We start from the raw sequence: 19,794 nt of genomic DNA, 5'->3' as shown, positions 1-19,794 counted from the left end.
AGAAAAAACGATGACGGCCCGCCCAGACGACATTTTCTCCCTGGAAAACTTCGAGTACCTTTGCTACGCCCGCCAGCAGGAGCCGGCCGCGCGCGAACTGGTGCGCCTGCTGCAATTGATCGACCGGCAGTATGGGCAACTGAGCGGCAAATTCTCCCTGCAGGTCTCCCCGGCAGTGACCCAGGCCGAACTGGAACAGCACATGCTGACCCGCGTGACCAGCGCCATTTCGGCCTTGCTCTCGGACCCGGGCTTCCATCTCAGTCCCAACGGTTTCGGGCAGCTGATCAACTTCCAGCGCTGGCTGTCCGCGCTCTTCGGCGCCAGCCATTTCATCAATGCCGATCACATCCTGCGCTCGCTCAACTTCGGCGGCCCGCAGTCGCAGGTGTTCGAGGTCAAGCCGCTGGACCTGGTGAAATTCTGCCTGCTTTATTCCCCCGAATCGGAACTGGCGCTGGATGTGGAAGCGCTGTGGGCACAGAACAAACCGCTGGCCGCCGCCCTCTTCCTGGCGCTGATGTCGCCGCGCTTCCTGGGTACGCCGGCGGCGCACTCCAAGCGCGAAGCGCTGCTGCAATGGCTGCCAGACCGGCTGCATGAACTGGAGTCGCTGGAAGGCTTGCCGGTCGGCGTGCTGCATGACGTGTACATGCATTGCAGCTACGCCGACCTGCCGCAGCGCCATCGCATCAAGGGCGCCATCAACCAGCTGCTGAAGAAGAAGCTGCACACCGAAGCACTGCACGACCTGGCGCAACCGGGTGACGCACGGGTCGATGGCAAGCCGGTCATGCTGGTGCTGCTGGAATGGTTTTCGGGCGGGCATTCGATCTATCGCACCCACTCCAAGACGCTGGAGGCCGCGCGCCGCCATTTCCACGTGGTCGCCATGGGCTATGCGAGCAATACCGATGAACTGGGCCGCGCGGTCTTCGATGAATTCATCACGCTGGAACAGCCGGCCGACCTGATGGCCAGCCTGCGCAGCGTGCGCGAGATTGCCCGGGCGCGTCGGCCGCGGGTGTTCTACATGCCCAGCGTGGGCATGTTCCCCATCACCATGTTTGCCGCCAACCTGCGCGTGGCGCCGTTGCAGGTGGCCGCGCTCGGGCATCCTGCGACCACGCATTCGCCCTGCATCGACTACATCAGCGTGGAGGACGATTTCGTGGGCGACCCGGCCTGCTTCAGCGAGAAGCTGCTGCGCCTGCCTGCCGACGGCCAACCCTATCGCCCCACCGCGATTCCCTTTGCCGTGCCGCGCCTGGAACGGTCCGACCAGCCGGTGGTCAACGTGGCCATTGCCGCCACCACCATGAAGCTCAATCCCCGCTTCCTGTCAGCCTGCCAGCGCATCGTTGATCTGTCGGCACAGCAAGCTGGCGGCCGGTCACGCCAGGTACGGCTGCACTTCCTGGTGGGGCAGGCGCAGGGGCTGCTCTATCCGCAGCTGCATCGGCTGATCCTGCGTTACGTGCCGGGCGCGCAGGTGTATCCGCACCAGCCCTACCAGCAGTACCTGTCGATCTTCAACCAGTGCGACATGTTTCTCTCGCCCCTGCCCTTCGGCAATACCAACGGCATCATCGACGCCTTCACCGTGGGCTTGCCTGGCATCTGCAAGACCGGGCCGGAAGTGTTCGAACATATCGATGAGGGGCTGTTTCGCCGCGTGGGCTTGCCCGACTGGACCATCGCCGCCACGCTGGACGATTACATCCTGGCGGCCGTACGCCTGGCCACCGACTATGAGGCACGCAGCGCGCTCTATGCCTTGCTGGCTGATCCCAAGGCCATGCAGACCCTTTTCGAGGGCCGACCCGAATCGCTGGGAGACGCACTGGCAGCGCTCTGCAGCCAAGCGCCACCGGCCTGAGGATTCAGGCAGGCAACACGGGCGCGGCCTGTTCCGGCGGCAACGCCGCCAGCACCGGCAAGCCCAAGGCCTGGCGTCGTTGCTGGCATTCGGGATTGGGCTGGCCATCCGCCTCCCAGGGCGAGAATTCGCGGCAGGTGCTGGGGCGCTGCGCATAGATGCGGCAACCGACGCCTGGCCGTCCCAGTTCACCCACGAGCGCGATGCAGCGGCCATGGCCGTGTTCGGTCCCCTTCATGCAGGCCAGCGTGTCGTTGACCTTGCTGGTCAGTTCCACCGGCACCATGCCGCCCAAACCATCGCTGAGTTCGCCACAGTAGAAGGACACGCGGAAATGCGCGCAGCAGCCGCCGCAGGCGGTGCAGGGATTGTCGGGGGAATCGGCCATGTCGGTGAAGAGGCGGTCTTCATCGATGATCCAGTGGAGGGCGGTGTTCTCACGCATGGGAACGGCAGCAAAGGCAAAGCCGCCATGATACGACAGGCACAGTCCGCAGTGCGGACTGTGCCGCTTCATGCTCAGCTGCCCTTGCGCTCCTTGAATACCGGCACGAACATGTCATGCCACACCGCCGGCTTGGTCTTGATGGTGCCGGCTTTGCCCATGAAGATCACGTATTGCATGATGTCCACCGGCGTCGAGGTGAACTCGGTGCCCGGGTCCGCCAGCATCTGTTCCACTTCTTCCTGGGGCAGCTTGAGCTTGGAGACGCGCAGGAAGATCTCGGCTGCGCCCTTGCGGTTCTTGGCGATGTAGGCGTTGGCCTCTTCCTGCGCGGCCATGAAGGCCTGGGTCAGCTTGGGATTCTTGTCGGTAAAGGACTTGAGCGCAAAGACCACATCGATGGTGATGTGGCCCAGTACATCGGTGGAATTGAGCACGCGCGTGATGCCCGGGGCCTTGGCTTCCTGGTAGGAGAACGGCGGCGAGGTGAAGTGCGCCGTGATCTCGGTCTTGCCCGAGACCAGGGAAGCCATCGCTTCCGGATGCGACAGGCTCACCGTCAGCGGATCCAGCTTGGCGTAGTTCTCGATGCCGAAGGTCTTGGCGGCAGCCATCTGCAGCAGCACGGCCGACAGCGAGGTCTTGATGCCGGGAATGGCGATCTTGTCCTTGGGCGTGAAGTCCTTGAGCGATTTGACGTTCGGGTTGTTGGTATTGAGCCAGAGCGGCGAAGTCGACAGCGCTCCCAATCCCACCACTTCCGAACGCGGGATGCCATGGGCCTTGGACCACAGCGTCACGAAACCCGGTGCGCCGGTGCCGGCGATGTCGAGGTTGCCGGCCAGCATGGCGTCATTGATGACATTGCCGCCGTCGAGCAGCACCCACTTGGTCTTGACTTCGCCCAGGCCCATGGTCTTGGCGTGCTTTTCCACCAGGTTCTGGTCGCGGATCACCATCAGCGGCAGGTACAGCAAGCCATAGCCGTGGGAGATGCGCACTTCCTGCGCTTCCGCGCGGGCGGTGCCGGATACGGCGGACAGCGCCAGGGCGCTGGCCATCATGAGGCTGGTAAAGGTACGTCGTTGCATGCTTGTCTCCTGAAGGTCGTCAGTTTATCGGTCTTGTATGGATCGTTGCGTGTTGATGTAGGGATTGCGCGGACCTTGTATGGAAACAAGGTCCGCCCGTCCGGCAGCTCAGTGCTGCATGCCCCAGCGGCGGATGGTGCGCTTCTCGATCTGGGCGAAGATCAGGTTCTCCACCACCAGGCCGATGATGATCACGAAGAACAGGCCCGAGAAGACATTGGCCGTTTCCAGCTGGTTGCGGTTTTCGAAGATGTACCAGCCCAGGCCACCCGCCCCCGAGGAGACGCCAAAGACCAGCTCGGCCGCGATCAGCGTGCGCCAGGCGAAGGCCCAGCCCACTTTCAGGCCGGTCAGGATGCTGGGGAAAGCGGCCGGGATCAGGATCGATTTCACCAGCGAGAAGCGGCGCAATCCATAGTTCTGGCCAACCATGCGCAGCGTGTTGGACACCGCCCGAAAGCCGCCATGCGTGTTGAGCGCCACCGCCCACAGCACCGAGTGCACCAGCACGAAGATGATGCTGCCGGTGCCCAGCCCGAACCAGATCAGCGCCAGCGGCAACAGCGCGATGGCCGGCAGCGGGTTGAACATCGAGGTCAGCGTTTCCAGCAGGTCATTGCCGATGCGCGAGCTGATGGCCACCGTCGTCAGCAGCCCGGCCAGCAGGATGCCCAGGCCATAGCCGACCAGCAGGGTCTGCATCGACACGGCGGCGCGCTGCAGCAGCACGCCGGAGCCGATGCCGGAGAGGAAGGCTTGCACCGTCTCGCTGAAGCTGGGGAAGAGCAAGGCATTGTCCAGCCAGCGGCCGTAGACTTCCCAGACCAGGGCCAGTACCAGCAGGATCACGGTCTTGCGCAGCCAGCCCATGCGGTACAGGGATTCGAAGGCCGACAGCGGGCGCTGCACTTCGGCAGTGGCGCCGGGATTGGGGTCCACCAGGATTTCCGGGCGGACGAAGGGCAGATTGGTTTGCATGATGAGGTCTCCTGCGCGGCTCAGTGATGGGCGAACAGCATGTCGTTGATGCGGGTTTCCAGTTCGGCCTGGGCAGCCGTTCCCAGCTGGCCGGGATCGATGCTGTTGAGTTCGGCGCGGACCTGGCCGGGGTGCGGCGTGAGCAGCAGGATGCGGGTGCCCACGCGGATCGCTTCTTCGATCGAGTGGGTCACGAAGAGCACGGTGAACTGGGTGTCGTCCCACAGGCGCAGCAGTTCATCCTGCATCTTGCGGCGGGTCAGTGCATCGAGGGCGGCAAAGGGCTCGTCCATCAACAGCACGTCCGGCTCCATGGCCATGCCACGGGCAATCGAGACACGCTGCTTCATGCCGCCGGAGAGCATGTGCGGATAGCTGTCGATGAACTTGGCCAGACCGACCTTGCTGATGTAGTACTCGGCGCGCTCGGCGGCAGCCTTTCCCTGCAGGCGGCCACTGGCGTGCAGCGCGAACTCCACGTTCTGGCGCACCGTCTTCCAGGGCAGCAGCTGGTCGAATTCCTGGAACACCATCATGCGGTCCGGTCCCGGCTCATGCACTTCCCGCCCCTTGAGACGGATCGCCCCCGAGGTCGGCTGCAGGTAGCCGCCGATGGCCTTCAACAGGGTGGACTTGCCGCAGCCCGAAGGGCCGAGCAGGATGTAGCGGTCGCCAGGATGGACGTTGAAACTGACGTTCTGGGTAGCGGTGACCAGCGAATCGGTGGTCTTGTACTGCAGGGTAACGCGGTCGATTTCCAGCAGCGGACGCGATGGGTCGAGGATAGCCGCAGCTTGGGCAGGGTCGCTCATGCCAGTCTCCAAATGATTTATAAGAATTATTGATGCTGGAACGGATGCTAGGCCGCCAAGCTGTAACGAATCTGACTAAATCCTGACGTCTTCTTTTCGTGAGCGGTTCGGACATACAATGACGACCTGCCCAAGCAGCGTCCAACAGCTGCGGCATCGAAAAACAACACTGGAGATCCCATGCGCATCCTGCTGGTCGAAGACACTGCCGACGTCGCCGAGGCCATCGTTTCCCACCTGGCCCGCATCGGCCACACCGTCGAATGGGAAAGCCACGGCGGCCACGCCGCGCGCCGCCTGGGCGAGGCCTTCGACCTGCTGATCCTGGACGTGATGCTGCCGCAGACCGATGGCTTCGCCCTGCTGGAGCAATTGCGCGCCCGTGGCCAGCACACGCCGGTGCTCATGCTCACCGCCTGCGGCGAGATCGAAGAACGCGTGCGCGCACTGGACCTGGGTGCCGACGATTACCTGGTCAAGCCTTTCGACTTCCGCGAACTGGAGGCGCGCATCCGCGTGCTCCTGCGCAGGAGCGGCGGCGAATCGACCAACCTGCTGCACTGTGCCAACCTGTGCATCGACCGCAAGAGCCGCACCGCCACGCTGGACGGGCAACCCATCGAACTGACCCGGCGCGAGGTGACGCTGCTGGAAATCATCGCCGCCCGGCCGGGACGCATCTTCAACAAGGATGAACTGATGGATCGGCTCTTCACGGTCGATGACACCCCCAACGCCAACACGGTCGAGCAATACGTGGCGCGCCTGCGCAAGAAACTGGCCGGTGCCGCCTTCGAGATCCGCACCCTGCGCGGACTCGGATATCAGCTGGTGTTGCAGGCCCCGGCAGCCGCTGAACCTGCGGCGTCCACCCCGGCCGCTGCCCTGCACTGATGCTGGGCCGCTCGCCCCACGTCGTCGCCGGGCGTTCGCTCTACACACGCCTGGTGGTGCGCGTGGGCGCGGTGCTGCTGGTGAGTGCCGCCGTGCTGCTCATCGCCATCTGGATCTCGACCCAGCTGGCCGCACGCCAGGCCTATGACCGCATCCTGGCCGGCAGCGCCTTGCAGATTGCCGAGAACACCTGGTACGACCATGGCGAAGTCAATGTCGATGTGCCGCTGGCGGCGCTGTCAATGCTGGGCACGGGGGACCATGCGATCTATGCGGTCTTCGATCCGCGTGGACGGGTGATTGCGGGTGATGCCGAATTCCGTCCGGAGATTCCCTGGAACGAGCTGGAGCAAGGCCCCTTGCTGCGCGATGGCGATTATCTGGGCACGCCCGTGCGCATGGCCATCATCGGGCGGCGCATGCCGGTCGACAGTCCGCATCCGTGGGCGGTCATCGTGCTGGCGCAGACCAACAATGCGCGCATGTCCTTTGCGCAGAGCCTGGGCGGCAAGGCGCTGGTGGTGATCGTGGCCATGAGCGCGCTGACCATCTTGGCAGCGATGTTCACGCTCTACCAGGCACTGGCGCCGCTCAAGCGCATCGAGGCGGCCATCCGTGAGCGGGACCTGAACGATCTTTCACCCCTGTCGCTGACCGTGCCGGCCGAGACGCATGCGCTGGTCTCGGCCATCAACGCCTTCATGGAGAGGCTGGTGGTCCACCGCGCCACCATGCGCCGCGTGATCGGCGATGCCGCGCACCAGCTGCGCACGCCCGTCACCGCCCTGGTGGCGCAGATGGAACTGCTGGCCACCGAACCCAGCGAAGAAAAGCGCCAGCGCCACCTGGCCCTGCTGCGCGAACGCACGCGCCACCTGGGTGCGCTGGTGAACCAGCTCATCAATCACGCCATGGTCCAGCATCGCAATGACAGCCGGCTGCAGGAGCGCATCGATCTGGCCGACCTGGTGCGCTCGCAGATGACCGAAGTGCTGTCCAATCGCGCGCGCACGCCGCACGACCTGGCGCTGGATGTGCCGCCCCTACCCTGTTTGATCCAGGGCGATCCGATTGCACTGGGCGAGGCCATCAAGAACATCCTCGACAACGCTCTGCAATACGGCGCGCCGGGGCTGTTGCACGTGCGGCTCGACAGCGACGGCCAGCGCCACCGCCTGAGCTTCATCGATGACGGGCCGGGGATAGCTGCCGAGGATTGGGAACGATTGCGCAAGCCCTTCGCCCCGCGCGGCGAGAACCGCATGGGGGCGAGCCTGGGCTTGTCCATCGTGGAAGAAGTCATGCGCGCGCATGCGGGCGAGATGCGCTTTGCTTACCTGCCTGACGGGCATTTTGCGGTCATGCTGGATTTTCCGGCCTGGCAGGAGCCGGCTTGAGGTTCTGATCGTCCTGGTCAGCGCCCTATTTCCATTCCAGGATCGCATTGCGGCGGTCCAGCCAATGCACCTTCACGCTGCCCGGTGCCACCTTGCGTGCCGCACAGGCGCTGGCGGCCAGCGCGAAGGAGGCATCGTAGTAACGTCCGCTGGCCGAGGAGCGCAGCGGCGTCTGCGGCGCATTGCGGGCAATCCACTCGGCCGCATTGGTGCGCAGGAAGATCATGCAGGCGCTGCCGCTGGTCTCGGCCACCTGGCAGGCGCAGCTGTTGCCGGAGGTGGTGATGGGTTCGCTGAGCTGCGGGTTACGGTTCAGCGCATCCGGAACCGGTACGGGGACCGGCACAGGAACCGGCACACCCTGCTGCGGACCATAGTGCCCGCCCAGGTCGCGGGTGGTGACCTGGGCCGTGGCCGGCAGGAGCAGCACGCCCAACAGCAGCGGCAGGCATCGGATCATGTTCATGGACGTTGGCTCCTTGCTGGCATCAGGTTGATTCAGGCGCGGGCGCGCAGGCGATACAGGCTGGTGGTTTCCTTGCTGCGCGCGGCATGCAGGGGATCGTCGCGATCGACTGCCTTGCCGTGGCGCGGCTTGATGTCGTGGCGCGCCACCACTTCGAGGCCGGCCTGGGCAATCGCCTCGGCCAGCATCCCGGGCGCGCGCAGACCCAGGTGTTCGGCGAAATCGGACAGGATGAGCCAGCCTTCGCCCTGCGGCGTGAGGTGATCGGCGAGGCCCTTCAGGTAGCCCAGCAGCATGCGGCTGTCCGGGTCATAGACCGCATGTTCGATCGGTGAACTGGGACGCGCCGGCAGCCAGGGCGGATTGCAGACGATCAGCGGTGCGCGTCCCGGCGGGAACAGGTCGGCCTCCTGCAATTGCACCTGCGGCAAGAGCCCCAGTCCTTGCAGGTTCTCGCGTGCGCAGGCCAGCGCGCGCGGGTCCATGTCGGTGGCGATGATCTTGCGCACGCCGCGCTGCGCCAGGACGGCGGAGAGCACACCACTGCCCACGCCGATATCAAAGGCCAGTTCGGTCGATGGCAGCGGCGCCTTGGCCACCAGGTCCACGTATTCACCGCGCACCGGTGAGAAGACGCCATACCACGGATGGATGCGGCCACCGAGTGCGGCGATCTCGACGCCCTTCTTGCGCCATTCATGCGCACCGATCAAGCCCTGCAGCTCGCGCAGCGAGACGGCAAAGGATGCCGCCTGCAGCGCCGGCTCATAAGCTTCGCTGCAGGCAGCCTGCACGTCTGGCGCACGGCGCAGCGGCACCACGAAACCGGGCTCGACGGGAATGAGCAGCATGCCAAGGATGCGCGCGCGCTGCGCCTGCATCTGGCGATGATGATGGAAGGCCTGTGCCGGGCTCTCGGCGGTGGCCGATTTGAATTTGCCTTTGGCCTGGGCGCGCTCGCGGGCGCGGTCCACACGTCGGCCCAGGGCTTGCAGCAGCTGGCGTGCATTCTGGAAGTCGCCGCGCCAGAGCAGGCCGGTCCCCTCGCAGGCCAGCTTGTAGGCAGTATCTGCGGCCATCTGGTCGTCCGCCTCGACCACGCGCTTGGGCGGCGCATTGCCGGCCTCGGAATGCCAGCGCAGCTGCTGTGAAGTGGCACCGGTGGTCCAGGTGATGAAGGCGGGAGTGTCGTCGTGTGAGGTCATGAATCAGGGGATCAGCGAGCGCGGCGCAGGGTGCACCGCGCAAAAACAGCCGCCAGTGTAACAAAGCACAGGCTGCACGCGGCGCTGCCGGAACTTACGACGGGCGGGCGGACCCAAACAGCAGAACTTGATGCCGGGCAAACCCCGGCGCCTTTTTTTGCCGGCCCGGGCGCGATGCGCCTATGATGGAGCCGGTCCATCACCGAAGGAGAATCCATGAGCGAGCCCATGCAAACCCCAGCGTTCGACCACCAGCGCCTGCTGGACATGGTCGGCCAGTTCGAGGCGGAATTGCAGAAACTGCCCGCTGGCAGCACCGAAGCCGACCAGCTGCGCGAAGACATCGCCCGTCTGCGCCAGCACCTGAGCCAACCGCAGCCGCATGCGGGACAGGTCGGCGATACCTGGCACTCCCTGCGCCGTGCCGCCGACAGCCTGGAAAACCAGGTCCTGAAGGACAGCCCCTACATCACCGAAATGGGGCGCATCATCGGGCTGATCTGATGGGTCGACCCATGAACGGCTGCAACGGCCGATGAAAAACCGCCTGTCGCTGGAATTGCGGCAGGCGGTTTTGTTCGTCAAGCTTCAGGCGCTGATCAATGCGCCGGCAGCGGAATCCACTCGGTCTCACCCGGAATGTCCGGGAACACGTTCTTGTCCCGGCCATTCCACGCGACCTTGGCCGCTTCGATCTTCTCGCGCGAGGTCGCCACGAAATTCCACCAGACGAAGCGCGGACCATCCAGCGGCGCACCGCCCAGGATCATGAAGACCGTTTCTCCCACCGCCTTGAGCGCCACTGCCGCACCGGGGGCCAGGATGGCCAGCGTGCCCGGCTCCATGCGCTCGCCGTCCAGCATCACCTCGCCGCGTACCACGTAGACCGCCCGCTCCTGCACATCGGCGGCAATCTCCAGCTCGGCGCCTTGCGTGGTGCTGCCCGCCACATACAGCGTCGGGCTGGCCGTGGCCACCGGCGAGCTCACGCCGAACGCCGAACCCGCCAGCACGTGCAGGCGCGCACCGCCGATTTGTGCCTCAGGCATGTCCTCCGAGGCGTAATGACGGAACAGCGGATCGCTCTCCTCCTGCTCGGCCGGCAGGGCCACCCACATCTGCAGTCCATGCACCGGCACTTTCTGCTCGCGGATATCGTCGGGGATGCGCTCGGAATGGACGATGCCGCGTCCCGAGGCCATCCAGTTGACCGCCCCCGGGGTGATGCGCTGGACCACGCCCAGGCTGTCACGGTGCATCATGGCGCCCGAGAACAGGTAAGTCACGGTGGCCAGGCCGATGTGGGGATGCGGACGCACATCGCCTTCGGTGGTGCCGGCATCGAATTCCACCGGCCCCATATGATCAAAAAAGACGAAGGGACCGACCGTGCGTGCAGCCGCCGCCGGCAGCAGGCGCCGGACCGGGAAACCGATGTCACGGGTCAGGCCGTGGATCTGGTGAAGAATGTTGCTCATGGTGCTCTCCTGGTGCGGCGGGCCTGGTTGGCGGCCCGCCTGCTGGGTTCATGGGGAATGCTTGCTCAGAAACGGCCGGCGCGGAAATCGTCGATGGCGGCTTCCACCTGTTCGCGGGTGTTCATCACGAACGGTCCCCACTGGGCGATCGGCTCGTTCAAGGGCTTGCCGGCGATGAGCAGGAAGCGGCTTCCCTGCTCGGCCCGCACCGTCACCCCAGCCGAACCGACGGCGTTGGAGAGCACGGCCATGCGGCCAGCCTCGGCGGCGCGGGTCTCGCTGCCTGCCGCGCCTACGGCCAGCTTGCCTTCATAGACGTAAAGGAAGGCATTGTGCGTGGCCGGGATCGGCAGGTCCAGCGTCACGCCGGATTCCAGCTTCAGGTCCAGGTACAGCGGCTCGGTGGTCTCGCGGCTGATGGCGCCCGCCACGCCAAAGGCGGTACCGGCCAGGACGCGTACCTTCACGCCCGGTTGCGGCTCGGTCTCGGGGATGCCCGCCGAGGGGATGTCCTGGTAGCCGGGATCGGTCATCTTGTCCTTGCCCGCCAGGTTCACCCACAACTGGAAGCCGCTCATGAGGCCGTTTTCCTGTTCCGGCAACTCCGAATGGACCAGCCCGCGGCCGGCGGTCATCCACTGCATGCCGCCCGGTTCCAGCAAGCCTTCGTTACCGGCATTGTCGCGGTGGCGCATGCGCCCGGCCAGCATGTAGGTCACGGTTTCAAAGCCGCGGTGCGGGTGGTCGGGGAAACCGGCCAGGTAATCGCTGGGCTCGTCCGAATGGAAAGCGTCGAGCATCAGGAACGGGTCCAGGCGGCGCTGCAGGTCGTGGGTCAGCACGCGGGTGAGGCTCACGCCGGCGCCATCCTGGGTGGGGATGCCGTTGACCAGGCGTTCGATTTGACGGGTGTAGGGGGTGCTCATGTTTGTCTCTCCTGAAGAGGCCGGCACTTCGTGGGTGCGGGCCGATGGATCATGGTCAAAGGATGCAATGGGACGCTGTGCGACTCAACGGCTTTCTTCCGGCTGGGCTTGCGGGTCGATCGAGGACACCAGCAGCAGCGCGCCGATCAAGGCCACGTTCTTGAGGAAGTGGATCATCTGGCCTTGGGCGGCAGCGCCTTCGAGCGTCCAGAAATGGTGGGCCGACAAGGTCGCGCCAACGGTGAAGAGCGCAATCACCAGCGACACCGGACGCACGCCACGGCCGCTCATGAGCAGCAAGCCGCCGCCGACTTCGACCAGGATGGTGACCAGCACGGCCAGGGTCGGGACCGGCAGGCCCAGGCTGCTGAAGTAGCCGACGGTGCCGGCAAAGCCGACGATCTTGAAGATGCCCGAAATGACGAACAAGGAAGCCAGCAGGACGCGGCCGATACGGAAGGTGGTGAAGTTGGTGATCATGGTAAGCCTCTCTGTGTTTGGGTGAACGACGATGTTTGAATTGTGATGCCGTGTTGCCTTGAATCTTGTTGCCTGATGCCAATCATTTAACCGGCTCTCGCTGTGCTCTGCTGTTTGCGCATTCGCTGCAGCCAGTGACGACAGAATAGGCAAGTTCCGTTTCGGCTAAAACTGATTATCTTTTTATAATCATGATCTAAATTTTAGATATAGTTGACACTTCATCACTTCAAAACTTCAAAACTTCAAAACTTCAAAACTTCATCGTAGCTTGAGGACAATATGAATATTGAACGTCTGTCGCTGGATCAGTTGCGGGTTTTCGTGCAGGTGGCTGACAGCGGCAGTTTCCTGGCGGCCGCACGCAAGCTGGCGCGGGCACAGTCGGCCGTCAGCTACGCCGTCGCTACGCTGGAAGACCAGCTTGGCGTGCTGCTTTTCGACCGCAGTGGTTACCGGCCCCAGCTGACCAGTCCCGGCGTGGCCTTGCTGGCCGATGCTCGGCAGGTGCTCGATCACGTGGATTCACTGCAGGTCCGGGCCAATTCCTATGCGCGCGGGCAGGAGCTGGAAGTATCGCTGGCCGTGGACGTGTTCTTCCCTACCGATTGCCTGGTGGACCTGTTGCAGCGCTTTCGCCAGGCCTTTCCGGCGGTGACGGTACGGCTGGAAGTCGAAGCGCTGGGGGCGGTGGCCGAGCGCGTCATTGACGGCCGCTCCATGCTGGGCATCTTGGGGACGCTGCCGACCACGCCGCCCAACCTGCTGCGCATTACGCTGCCCAGCGTGCAACTGGTGGCGGTGGTGGCACCGGACCACCCGCTGGCCCAGGTGAAAGGAAGGATTTCCGAAAAGCTCCTGCAGCAGCAAACCCAGCTGGTGCTGTCGGACCGCAGCGAGCTCACCGCCCGCCAGGATTTCTCGGTGCACTCGCGGCTGACCTGGCGCATGAGCGATCTGGGCACCAAGCACGCCCTGCTGCGCGCCGGCATGGGCTGGGGCAACATGCCGCTGCATGTGGTCAAGAATGACCTCGACACCGGGCGCCTGGTGAGCATCAGCACCATCCACCATCCGCCGCAAGGGGCGGAACTGCCGATCCAGTGCGTCTACAAACCCGACCATCCGGCGGGTCCGGCCCTGTCGTGGTGGCTGGACTCGCTGGCGGCATTGACGGCCTTGTCGCCGGTTAGCCCGGCGCAAGCATGAATACAGGCCAAAACCGATAATTTCAATTTATCGGCTTTAGGCGATAAAAGTAAAATATAAGATATTTCTTGTATTGCAGTTTTATCGCTCTTGTCCTATATTTTCGTCAACAGCCGCACGGCCCGGCCCTCCGCCGAGCCCACCGTCGCGGCTGCCTCCTTGTCTTGACGGAACTCCCATGGCCGATGATTTCCCCATCAGCCTCTCCATCCAGTTACGCGAGCATCTGCGCGCCTTGCGCAAGCAGCAGCGCTTGACACAGGCGCAACTGGGTAAACGCATCGGCGTGAGCCAGGCGCGCATTGCCGAGATCGAAGCCAATCCGGGGGCCGTCAGCGTGGAGCAGCTGCTGCTGCTCCTGGCGACGCTGGGGGCCGGTCTCAAGCTGCATGTACATGCAGCCGACCAGCCGATGCACAGTGTCGCGGAGCCGGGGGCAGCCTTTATCCCGGCCCGCAAACAGGGTTCCTGGTAATGCTGCACGCCTGGATGAACGGTGAGCTGGTCGGCACCTGGAGCGTGGAACGCCAGGTACATCGCTTCCGCTATGCGCCCACGTGGGTGCGCTCGTCGCATTTCCGTCCACTGTCGCTGTCCCTGCCGCTGACCGCCTCGGGCGAGCTGCGCGGCGACAGCGTGCGCAACTATTTCGACAACCTGCTCCCCGACAACGCCGATATTCGCGAACGGCTGCGGCAACGCTATCGCCTGCCCTCCACGGACGTCTTCGACCTGTTGCAGGCGCTGGGACGGGACTGCGTCGGGGCGCTGCAGTTGCTGCCACCGGACCTGGAACCAGAAGGCTGGCGCAGCATCCACTGCGAGCGCCTGGATGAGGCCGCGCTCGAGCAATTGCTGTATGCCCTGCCCTTGTCCTCGCCCCTGGCCAGCGCCCAGGAAGATGCGCTGCGCATCTCGATCGCAGGTGCACAGGAAAAGACCGCATTGACCTGGCATCGCGGCAAATGGTGCCGTCCCCTGGGTGCCACGCCGACCACGCACATCATCAAGCTGCCGCTGGGCCTCATCGGCGGCGTGATGCAGCGGGTCGATGCGGGGGACTCGGTCTACAACGAATGGCTGTGCTCCCGCATCCTGGCGGCGATGGGTCTGCCGGTGGCATCAGCGCGGGTGGAACATTTCGGGCGTCATACGGTGCTGGCCGTAGAGCGTTTCGACCGTGCCAGGATGAAGGAAGGATGGATCGCACGCCTGCCGCAGGAAGATTTCTGCCAGGCCTTCGGCCTGCCGCCGACCATGAAGTACGAAAGCCAGGGCGGTCCCGGCCTGAACCAATGCCTGGGCCTGCTCAACGCCAGCAGCCAGGGCGGCGACAAGACCTATTTCCTGCTGGCGCAACTGGCCTTCTTCCTGCTGGCGGCCACCGACGGCCATGCCAAGAATTTCTCGCTGCACCTGCATGCGGGTGGCCGTTACGAGATGACGCCGCTGTATGACGTGCTGTCGATGTGGCCCTACTTCGGCAAAGGCCCTAACCAGCTCCGCGCGCGCCAGGCCGGTCCGGCCATGCTGCTGCGCGGACGCAATCCGCATCGCCACTTCCATACCATCGAAGCCCGCCACTGGCGGCAGCTTGCCCTGCAGCACGGCGGGGAGCCGGTGTGGCAGGCCATGCTGGCGCTGGTGCAAGGCGCGGAGGATGCCCTCGCGGTCGCCGAAGGCGAACTCCCCGACGACTTCCCTGCACGCACCTGGGAGCGCATCAGCGAGGGTGTCCGCCACCACCGGCAGCGCTTCATGCGAGAGGCAGGCCAGTAAATCAGGAGGCCGCGAAGCGTTCGCGATATTGCCCGGGGCTCACGCCAAGCTGGCGCAGGAAGACCCGCCGCAGGTTCTGCTCTTCCCCGTAACCGGACTGGCTGGCGATGCGCTTGAGCGGCAGACGGGTTTCTTCCAGCGCGCGGCGCGCCGCTTCCAGGCGCATCAGCTCGACCGTGCGCGCCGGCGTACGGCCGGTCTCGGCCACATACAGCCGGGCGAAGGTACGCGGACTCATGTTGGCCTGGCGCGCCAGGTTCTCCACCCGCAGATCCGCCTCCAGATTGCCGGCGATCCAGGCATGCAGCTCGGCAAACCGCCCCGCCCCGGTCGCCTGCGCGGCCAGCGGCGTGCTGAATTGCGATTGTCCACCCGGCCGCTTGACGAACATCACCAGCTGGCGCGCCGTCGCAATGGCCGCGGCGTGGCCCAGGTCCTGCTCCACCAGCGCCAGGGTCAGGTCGATACCGGCAGTCACGCCCGCCGAGGTCCAGATACGGCCCTGACGGATGTAGATGGGCTCGCCATCCACTTCCAGCATCGGATAGCGCTGCTGCAGCTCGTGGGCGGATTCCCAGTGCGTGGTCACGCGCAGGCCATCCAATACGCCGGCCTCGGCCAGATGGAAAGCACCGGTACAGACCGAACAGACGCGCTGGGCCAGGGGTGCGGCCTCGCGGATCCAGGCGACCAGGGCGGGATCGATGCTGAAGACCTCGCCCGCACTGCCGCCGGGAGAAATCAAGGTATGCAGTCCCCCAGCAAGCAGCAGCGCGTCCGGCGCAGGGAGGGATTGCGTCAACACCGGCAGGCCGGCACTGGTGGTCACCGCGCCGCCTTCTGCCGAGGCCACGTGCAGGCGATAGACTTCGCGGCCCTGCAGCCGGTTGGTGGTCGCCAGCACCTGCATGGGGCCGGCAAGATCGAGCAGGTTCATGCCGGCATAGGCCAGCAGTACCACATTGCGAGCGGCCTGTGTGGCTTGCGCGGAAAGCACGGGGGTCATTGGAATCATCCTCCGATGTTAGCGCAGGCCCGCGGCCAGTGCCGTGCGCCCGCCACGCTGGGCCCACATCCAGCGCAGCGTGGCCAGCGCCGACACCAGCAGCACCGGCAGGATGGCCGCATTGAGCGTTTCCCAGCCGAAGCGGGCCAGCAAGGGACCGGCGCCCAGCGTCGCCAGGGCCGTGGCGGCATAGCGCATCAACTCGGCCAGGCCCTGGGTCTTGGCGCGTTCCGACGGGGTATAGGATTGCGCCAGCAAGGTAGTGCCACCGACGAACATGAAATTCCATCCCACGCCCAGCAGCAGCAAGGCCACGTAGAAAGCGGGCAGCGTGGTGGAGAGCATGGCGATGATGGCGCAGCCGAGGTTCATGCCCAGACCCGCCAGCAGCACCGGTCCCAGGCCGCAGCGCTGGATCAGGCGTCCGGCAAAGAAGGATGGCGCATACATGCCCACCAGGTGCCACTGGATGATGGCCGCGCCGTCATCGATGCCGTGATGGCAGGCCACCGCCGCCAGGGGGGCGGCCGTCATGATGAACATCATCACCATGGACCCGGCCACGTTGTTGGCCACCGAGGCCATGAACACCGGTGTGTGTGCAATGGCCGAGAGCGGGCGGGCCGGTGCAAGCTCGGCCTGCGACTGCGCCGCAGTGGACGGCTCGGCCTGGTCCCGATAGAACAACACCAGTACCACCACCGACAACAGCCCCATGAGCGCCACCACCAGATAGGCCCCGGCAAACAGCGCCGCCGGAAACCAATCCTTGCTCCAGGCCGCCAGCGCCGGGCCGACCAGGGCCGCGATGACACCCCCGGCCAGCACGGTGGAGATGGCGCGGCTCTTGGCCGCTTCGGCTACCGCATCGGCGGCGGCCAGCCGGTAATACTGCGCAAATGCCTGAAATACACCGACCAACGCGGTGCCAACGCAGAAGGTCCAGAACTGCCCGTGCCAGACCGACCACACCGAAATGAGCCCGCCGGCACAGCAGCTGGCCGCCCCCAGCACGAAGGACCAGCGCCGCCCCAGGCGCTGGATCAGGAAGGCCGCAAACCAGGTCACCACCGCGCCAGCCACGGTGATGAGGGCGAACGGCAAGGTTGCCAGCGCCTTGTCCGGCGCCAGTTGCCAGCCGGTCAGCGCGGTCAGGGTCAGGTCGATCGAGATGGCGCAGGTAAACAGGCCCTGGCACAAGGCCAGGATGGCGGCATTGCGGCTACCGCCAGGGGAACCCGCAGGCGAGGAAAAGCGCATGGATTTGCTCCGATGGGTCAATGATGGAAAAATTGTCGAATTCCCACCCGCTTGGCGTCAATGACACAAGACCTTCAATTTCTGCCAAGCCCATCAAGAACAGGACTCCCATGCTGATACAGGCCCCTCAATCCGCCCTGCTGGTGATCGATCCCCAGGAGCGCCTCCTGCCCGCCATCCATGACGGCCCTGCCGTACTGGCGCAGCTGGTGCGCATGGCCAGCATTGCCGGACTGCTGGGCGTGCCGGTGCTGGCCACCGAGCAGATGCCCGACAAGCTCGGGCCCAATCATCCGGAGATCGCGCGGCTGTGCGACAAGACCTTGTCCAAACAGCATTTCGATGCCTGCGCGGACGGCTTGCTACCCGTCATCCCGCCGGCCGTACGGCAGATCATCATCGCCGGGTGTGAAACCCACATTTGCGTGCTGCAGACGGCGCTTTCATTGCTGCGACAGGGCTATACGGTGCTGCCCCTGCTGGAGGCCTGCGGCTCGCGCCGCGCGCTGGACCGCGATGCCGCCTTCGAGCGCATGCGCGCGGCGGGCGCCATTCCCGTCACGCTGGAGATGGTGGCTTACGAATGGCTGCAGCACAGTGCGCATCCGCAGTTCCGGGCAGTCCTGAAACTGGTGAAGTAACGGGGCCCGCAAGGCCCAAAGGGGCCGGCGTAATCGAAAAGCAAGTTTCGCCTTGCCCCGATGAAAGTTTTGATTGGCAGGCCTGCGAATGCGTTTCACAGGTGAGAAGTGTGGTAAAAGTAACGAAAAAATCGCAGCGTGGCCGCATGACAATGTGGCGCATCACATATCATCACGCCAAGCCTTGGCCAGCCGACGCCGCCACAACACAGAGGAATCTCCAACGCTTATGTCCAGCTTACCTGTCCCCACGCCCATCCAGTCGCCGCCTCCGCTCACCCTGCACGCGCTGCGTGCCAGTTGCTCGGCCTGCAGCATGCACCAGCTGTGCCTGCCGATGGGGCTGGATCAGGGCGACATGCAGCGCCTGGAACAGGTCATCAACCGCCGCCGCAAGGTCAAGCGCGATGAAAGCCTGTACCGTCTCAACGACAAGTTCGACATGCTCTATGCCATCCGCCTGGGCCATTTCAAGACCTTCCAGGGCAATACCAATGGCGGCCAGCAGATCACCGGCTTCCAGATGGCCGGCGAACTGCTGGGCATGGATGCCATCGGCGCCGGCCATCACCTGTGCGAAGCGGTGGCGCTGGAAGACAGCGAAGTCTGCGAGATTCCCTTTACCCGCCTGGAGGAATTGTTCCGCGACATGCCCACGCTGCTGCGCCAGTTCCATCGCATGATGAGCCTGGAGATTTCGCGCGAGCAACGCGTCATGCTGACCCTGGGCAGCATGACCGCGCAGCAGAAGATGGCTGCCTTCATGCTCAACCTGTCCTCGCGCTACGCCAGCCGGGGCTATTCCTCGACCCGCTTCCAGCTGCGCATGACGCGTGAGGAAATCGGCAACTACCTGGGCCTGGCCGTGGAAAGCGTGAGCCGCCTGCTGACCAATTTCAAGAAGACCGGCGTCATCGAGGTCAACCACCGCGATGTGGAACTGTGCGACCTGCCGGCCCTGCGCGCCATCGCGCTGGGCAACGATCCCTGCGCCTGATCTGGGCGGCGAAGCCCCCGGCCCCCTTGCCGGGGAACGGGGCGCTGAGGTTAGAATGGCCGCATGACAGAACGACCGACTTCCTCCGCTCCCGCCCTCCAGCGTTTCCTGCGCGCCCGCATGGCGCGCGACCACCACCTCGGACTGCCGCTCACCACGGGCCTGATGGCCGTGCTGGCCACGGCCATGCTGTTTGCGCTGATCGCCTACGAAGTCAGCAGCAAAGGCGCACTCACGCACCTGGATCAGCAACTGGCGGACTGGTTCAACCAGCATGCCTTTTCACCCCTGACCGAACTGGTGCTCGGCTATACGCACCTGCATGGCACCATCGGCGTGCTGGTCATGGGCGCACTGTTGCTCTGGCACATGGTCCGCAAGCAGCGCTGGGCCTGGGTCACCGACCTGCTGCTGGTGCTGCCCGGCGGCATGCTGTGCAATTTCACCCTCAAGCACATTTTCGCGCGCCTGCGTCCCAGTTTTGACGACCCCATCCTGGTGTTGCACAGCTACAGCTTTCCCAGCGGACACACCATCGGCGCCACCCTGCTCTACGCCATGCTGGCGGCCTACCTGCTCAACCAGCCGGGCGTGACCGCCGCCATCGGTACGCGCCTGAAGACCGGCGAGCGCGGCGTGCAGGCCGCCGTCATCGGCGCAGCCCTGCTGCTGGTGGCGCTGACGGCCTTCAGCCGCGTCTACCTGGGCGCGCATTTCCTGAGTGACGTAGTGGGTGCGATGCTGCTGGGCACGGCCTGGTTCGCGCTGTGGACGACCGTGGTTTTCACGTGGCAGCGGCACTATTACGCGCAACCGCGCTCCAACGGGCTCTGAAACCATATTCCCATTGC

General features: G+C 64.8%; 21 protein-coding genes. 10 read left to right on the top strand and 11 right to left on the bottom strand.

Annotated features, from left to right (window positions below; translation table 11 throughout):
* The first annotated feature begins 10 nt into the window (after positions 1-10).
* Complete coding sequence (locus CEJ45_RS06565; RefSeq protein ID WP_088754370.1) at positions 11-1,879, top strand: peptide transporter; 1,869 nt, start codon at positions 11-13, stop codon at positions 1,877-1,879.
* Positions 1,880-1,883: 4 nt separating this feature from the next.
* Here CEJ45_RS06565 and CEJ45_RS06560 read toward each other — a convergent pair whose 3' ends face one another.
* From CEJ45_RS06560 to CEJ45_RS06545, 4 genes are all read right to left on the bottom strand, one after another.
* The gene (locus CEJ45_RS06560; protein WP_088754540.1) at positions 1,884-2,324 is read right to left on the bottom strand and encodes a YkgJ family cysteine cluster protein; all 441 of its coding nucleotides are present in this window, start codon (positions 2,322-2,324) and stop codon (positions 1,884-1,886) included.
* Positions 2,325-2,398: 74 nt separating this feature from the next.
* Positions 2,399-3,415, bottom strand: coding sequence for an ABC transporter substrate-binding protein (locus tag CEJ45_RS06555; RefSeq protein WP_088754369.1), 1,017 nt, complete (start codon positions 3,413-3,415; stop codon positions 2,399-2,401).
* A gap of 108 nt (positions 3,416-3,523) precedes the next feature.
* Complete coding sequence (locus tag CEJ45_RS06550) at positions 3,524-4,393, bottom strand: ABC transporter permease (RefSeq protein WP_088754368.1); 870 nt, start codon at positions 4,391-4,393, stop codon at positions 3,524-3,526.
* A 20-nt stretch (positions 4,394-4,413) separates the two neighbouring features.
* Positions 4,414-5,205: an ABC transporter ATP-binding protein gene (locus CEJ45_RS06545; RefSeq protein ID WP_034335871.1), complete on the bottom strand. Its 792-nt coding sequence runs from the start codon at positions 5,203-5,205 to the stop codon at positions 4,414-4,416.
* A 180-nt stretch (positions 5,206-5,385) separates the two neighbouring features.
* Between CEJ45_RS06545 and CEJ45_RS06540 the strand changes: the two genes are divergently transcribed.
* Complete coding sequence (locus tag CEJ45_RS06540) at positions 5,386-6,099, top strand: response regulator transcription factor (protein ID WP_088754367.1); 714 nt, start codon at positions 5,386-5,388, stop codon at positions 6,097-6,099.
* The gene (locus CEJ45_RS06535; protein WP_088754366.1) at positions 6,099-7,496 is read left to right on the top strand and encodes a sensor histidine kinase; all 1,398 of its coding nucleotides are present in this window, start codon (positions 6,099-6,101) and stop codon (positions 7,494-7,496) included. Before CEJ45_RS06540 ends, CEJ45_RS06535 begins: the two co-directional genes overlap by 1 nt.
* Positions 7,497-7,521: 25 nt before the next feature.
* Here CEJ45_RS06535 and CEJ45_RS06530 read toward each other — a convergent pair whose 3' ends face one another.
* Complete coding sequence (locus CEJ45_RS06530; protein ID WP_088754365.1) at positions 7,522-7,962, bottom strand: hypothetical protein; 441 nt, start codon at positions 7,960-7,962, stop codon at positions 7,522-7,524.
* A gap of 32 nt (positions 7,963-7,994) precedes the next feature.
* Positions 7,995-9,167 carry a 50S ribosomal protein L11 methyltransferase gene (locus CEJ45_RS06525; protein ID WP_088754364.1) on the bottom strand — a complete coding sequence of 391 codons (1,173 nt, stop codon included), beginning with the start codon at positions 9,165-9,167 and terminating at the stop codon, positions 7,995-7,997.
* Between the two features lie 216 nt (positions 9,168-9,383).
* Between CEJ45_RS06525 and CEJ45_RS06520 the strand changes: the two genes are divergently transcribed.
* On the top strand, positions 9,384-9,671 hold the full coding sequence (locus tag CEJ45_RS06520; protein WP_088754363.1) for a hypothetical protein: 288 nt from the start codon (positions 9,384-9,386) through the stop codon (positions 9,669-9,671).
* Positions 9,672-9,766: 95 nt separating this feature from the next.
* On the opposite strand, the gene CEJ45_RS06515 is transcribed toward CEJ45_RS06520, so the two are convergent.
* The 3 genes from CEJ45_RS06515 to CEJ45_RS06505 form a co-directional block, all read right to left on the bottom strand.
* Complete coding sequence (locus CEJ45_RS06515; RefSeq protein ID WP_088754362.1) at positions 9,767-10,645, bottom strand: pirin family protein; 879 nt, start codon at positions 10,643-10,645, stop codon at positions 9,767-9,769.
* 65 nt (positions 10,646-10,710) lie between these two features.
* A complete protein-coding gene (locus CEJ45_RS06510) occupies positions 10,711-11,571 on the bottom strand; it encodes a pirin family protein (protein ID WP_088754361.1) in 861 nt (286 codons plus the stop codon).
* Positions 11,572-11,655: 84 nt separating this feature from the next.
* Positions 11,656-12,051: a DoxX family protein gene (locus tag CEJ45_RS06505; protein WP_088754360.1), complete on the bottom strand. Its 396-nt coding sequence runs from the start codon at positions 12,049-12,051 to the stop codon at positions 11,656-11,658.
* 282 nt (positions 12,052-12,333) lie between these two features.
* Here CEJ45_RS06505 and CEJ45_RS06500 point away from each other — a divergent pair, with 282 nt between their 5' ends.
* The 3 genes from CEJ45_RS06500 to CEJ45_RS06490 all read left to right on the top strand — a co-directional run bounded on the left by CEJ45_RS06500 (position 12,334) and on the right by CEJ45_RS06490 (position 15,039).
* Positions 12,334-13,260 carry a LysR family transcriptional regulator gene (locus CEJ45_RS06500; protein WP_088754359.1) on the top strand — a complete coding sequence of 309 codons (927 nt, stop codon included), beginning with the start codon at positions 12,334-12,336 and terminating at the stop codon, positions 13,258-13,260.
* A gap of 178 nt (positions 13,261-13,438) precedes the next feature.
* Positions 13,439-13,735 (top strand): helix-turn-helix transcriptional regulator, encoded by a 297-nt coding sequence (locus tag CEJ45_RS06495; protein ID WP_088754358.1) that lies wholly within the window; start codon positions 13,439-13,441, stop codon positions 13,733-13,735.
* Entirely contained in the window at positions 13,729-15,039 is a 1,311-nt protein-coding gene (locus CEJ45_RS06490; RefSeq protein WP_088754357.1) for a HipA domain-containing protein, read from the top strand. Before CEJ45_RS06495 ends, CEJ45_RS06490 begins: the two co-directional genes overlap by 7 nt.
* A 1-nt stretch (position 15,040) precedes the next feature.
* On the opposite strand, the gene CEJ45_RS06485 is transcribed toward CEJ45_RS06490, so the two are convergent.
* Complete coding sequence (locus tag CEJ45_RS06485) at positions 15,041-16,045, bottom strand: GlxA family transcriptional regulator (RefSeq protein WP_088754356.1); 1,005 nt, start codon at positions 16,043-16,045, stop codon at positions 15,041-15,043.
* A gap of 18 nt (positions 16,046-16,063) precedes the next feature.
* A complete protein-coding gene (locus tag CEJ45_RS06480; protein ID WP_088754355.1) occupies positions 16,064-17,305 on the bottom strand; it encodes an MFS transporter in 1,242 nt (413 codons plus the stop codon).
* A gap of 110 nt (positions 17,306-17,415) precedes the next feature.
* Here CEJ45_RS06480 and CEJ45_RS06475 point away from each other — a divergent pair, with 110 nt between their 5' ends.
* The 3 genes from CEJ45_RS06475 to CEJ45_RS06465 all read left to right on the top strand — a co-directional run bounded on the left by CEJ45_RS06475 (position 17,416) and on the right by CEJ45_RS06465 (position 19,777).
* Entirely contained in the window at positions 17,416-17,946 is a 531-nt protein-coding gene (locus CEJ45_RS06475) for an isochorismatase family protein (protein WP_088754354.1), read from the top strand.
* Positions 17,947-18,175: 229 nt separating this feature from the next.
* Positions 18,176-18,943, top strand: a complete 768-nt coding sequence (gene fnr, locus CEJ45_RS06470) for a fumarate/nitrate reduction transcriptional regulator Fnr (RefSeq protein ID WP_088754353.1) — start codon at positions 18,176-18,178, stop codon at positions 18,941-18,943.
* 63 nt (positions 18,944-19,006) lie between these two features.
* Entirely contained in the window at positions 19,007-19,777 is a 771-nt protein-coding gene (locus CEJ45_RS06465) for a phosphatase PAP2 family protein (RefSeq protein ID WP_088754352.1), read from the top strand.
* The last annotated feature ends 17 nt before the right edge of the window (positions 19,778-19,794 follow it).

This window comes from Herbaspirillum aquaticum, from assembly GCF_002213425.1.
In the GTDB taxonomy this organism is placed as follows: domain Bacteria; phylum Pseudomonadota; class Gammaproteobacteria; order Burkholderiales; family Burkholderiaceae_D; genus Herbaspirillum; species Herbaspirillum aquaticum.
The sequence above is the reverse complement of the archived record's forward strand: the minus strand, read 5'-3'. Positions and strand labels throughout refer to the sequence as shown.

Excerpts from the sequence above, each read along its gene's own strand:
- CEJ45_RS06565 (WP_088754370.1), top strand. The coding sequence starts at position 11 with ATGACGGCCCGCCCAGACGACATTTTCTCCCTGGAAAACTTCGAGTAC.
- CEJ45_RS06560 (WP_088754540.1), bottom strand. The coding sequence starts at position 2,324 with ATGCGTGAGAACACCGCCCTCCACTGGATCATCGATGAAGACCGCCTC.
- CEJ45_RS06555 (WP_088754369.1), bottom strand. The coding sequence starts at position 3,415 with ATGCAACGACGTACCTTTACCAGCCTCATGATGGCCAGCGCCCTGGCG.
- CEJ45_RS06550 (WP_088754368.1), bottom strand. The coding sequence starts at position 4,393 with ATGCAAACCAATCTGCCCTTCGTCCGCCCGGAAATCCTGGTGGACCCC.
- CEJ45_RS06545 (WP_034335871.1), bottom strand. The coding sequence starts at position 5,205 with ATGAGCGACCCTGCCCAAGCTGCGGCTATCCTCGACCCATCGCGTCCG.
- CEJ45_RS06540 (WP_088754367.1), top strand. The coding sequence starts at position 5,386 with ATGCGCATCCTGCTGGTCGAAGACACTGCCGACGTCGCCGAGGCCATC.
- CEJ45_RS06535 (WP_088754366.1), top strand. The coding sequence starts at position 6,099 with ATGCTGGGCCGCTCGCCCCACGTCGTCGCCGGGCGTTCGCTCTACACA.
- CEJ45_RS06530 (WP_088754365.1), bottom strand. The coding sequence starts at position 7,962 with ATGAACATGATCCGATGCCTGCCGCTGCTGTTGGGCGTGCTGCTCCTG.
- CEJ45_RS06525 (WP_088754364.1), bottom strand. The coding sequence starts at position 9,167 with ATGACCTCACACGACGACACTCCCGCCTTCATCACCTGGACCACCGGT.
- CEJ45_RS06520 (WP_088754363.1), top strand. The coding sequence starts at position 9,384 with ATGAGCGAGCCCATGCAAACCCCAGCGTTCGACCACCAGCGCCTGCTG.
- CEJ45_RS06515 (WP_088754362.1), bottom strand. The coding sequence starts at position 10,645 with ATGAGCAACATTCTTCACCAGATCCACGGCCTGACCCGTGACATCGGT.
- CEJ45_RS06510 (WP_088754361.1), bottom strand. The coding sequence starts at position 11,571 with ATGAGCACCCCCTACACCCGTCAAATCGAACGCCTGGTCAACGGCATC.
- CEJ45_RS06505 (WP_088754360.1), bottom strand. The coding sequence starts at position 12,051 with ATGATCACCAACTTCACCACCTTCCGTATCGGCCGCGTCCTGCTGGCT.
- CEJ45_RS06500 (WP_088754359.1), top strand. The coding sequence starts at position 12,334 with ATGAATATTGAACGTCTGTCGCTGGATCAGTTGCGGGTTTTCGTGCAG.
- CEJ45_RS06495 (WP_088754358.1), top strand. The coding sequence starts at position 13,439 with ATGGCCGATGATTTCCCCATCAGCCTCTCCATCCAGTTACGCGAGCAT.
- CEJ45_RS06485 (WP_088754356.1), bottom strand. The coding sequence starts at position 16,045 with ATGACCCCCGTGCTTTCCGCGCAAGCCACACAGGCCGCTCGCAATGTG.
- CEJ45_RS06480 (WP_088754355.1), bottom strand. The coding sequence starts at position 17,305 with ATGCGCTTTTCCTCGCCTGCGGGTTCCCCTGGCGGTAGCCGCAATGCC.
- CEJ45_RS06475 (WP_088754354.1), top strand. The coding sequence starts at position 17,416 with ATGCTGATACAGGCCCCTCAATCCGCCCTGCTGGTGATCGATCCCCAG.
- fnr (WP_088754353.1), top strand. The coding sequence starts at position 18,176 with ATGTCCAGCTTACCTGTCCCCACGCCCATCCAGTCGCCGCCTCCGCTC.
- CEJ45_RS06465 (WP_088754352.1), top strand. The coding sequence starts at position 19,007 with ATGACAGAACGACCGACTTCCTCCGCTCCCGCCCTCCAGCGTTTCCTG.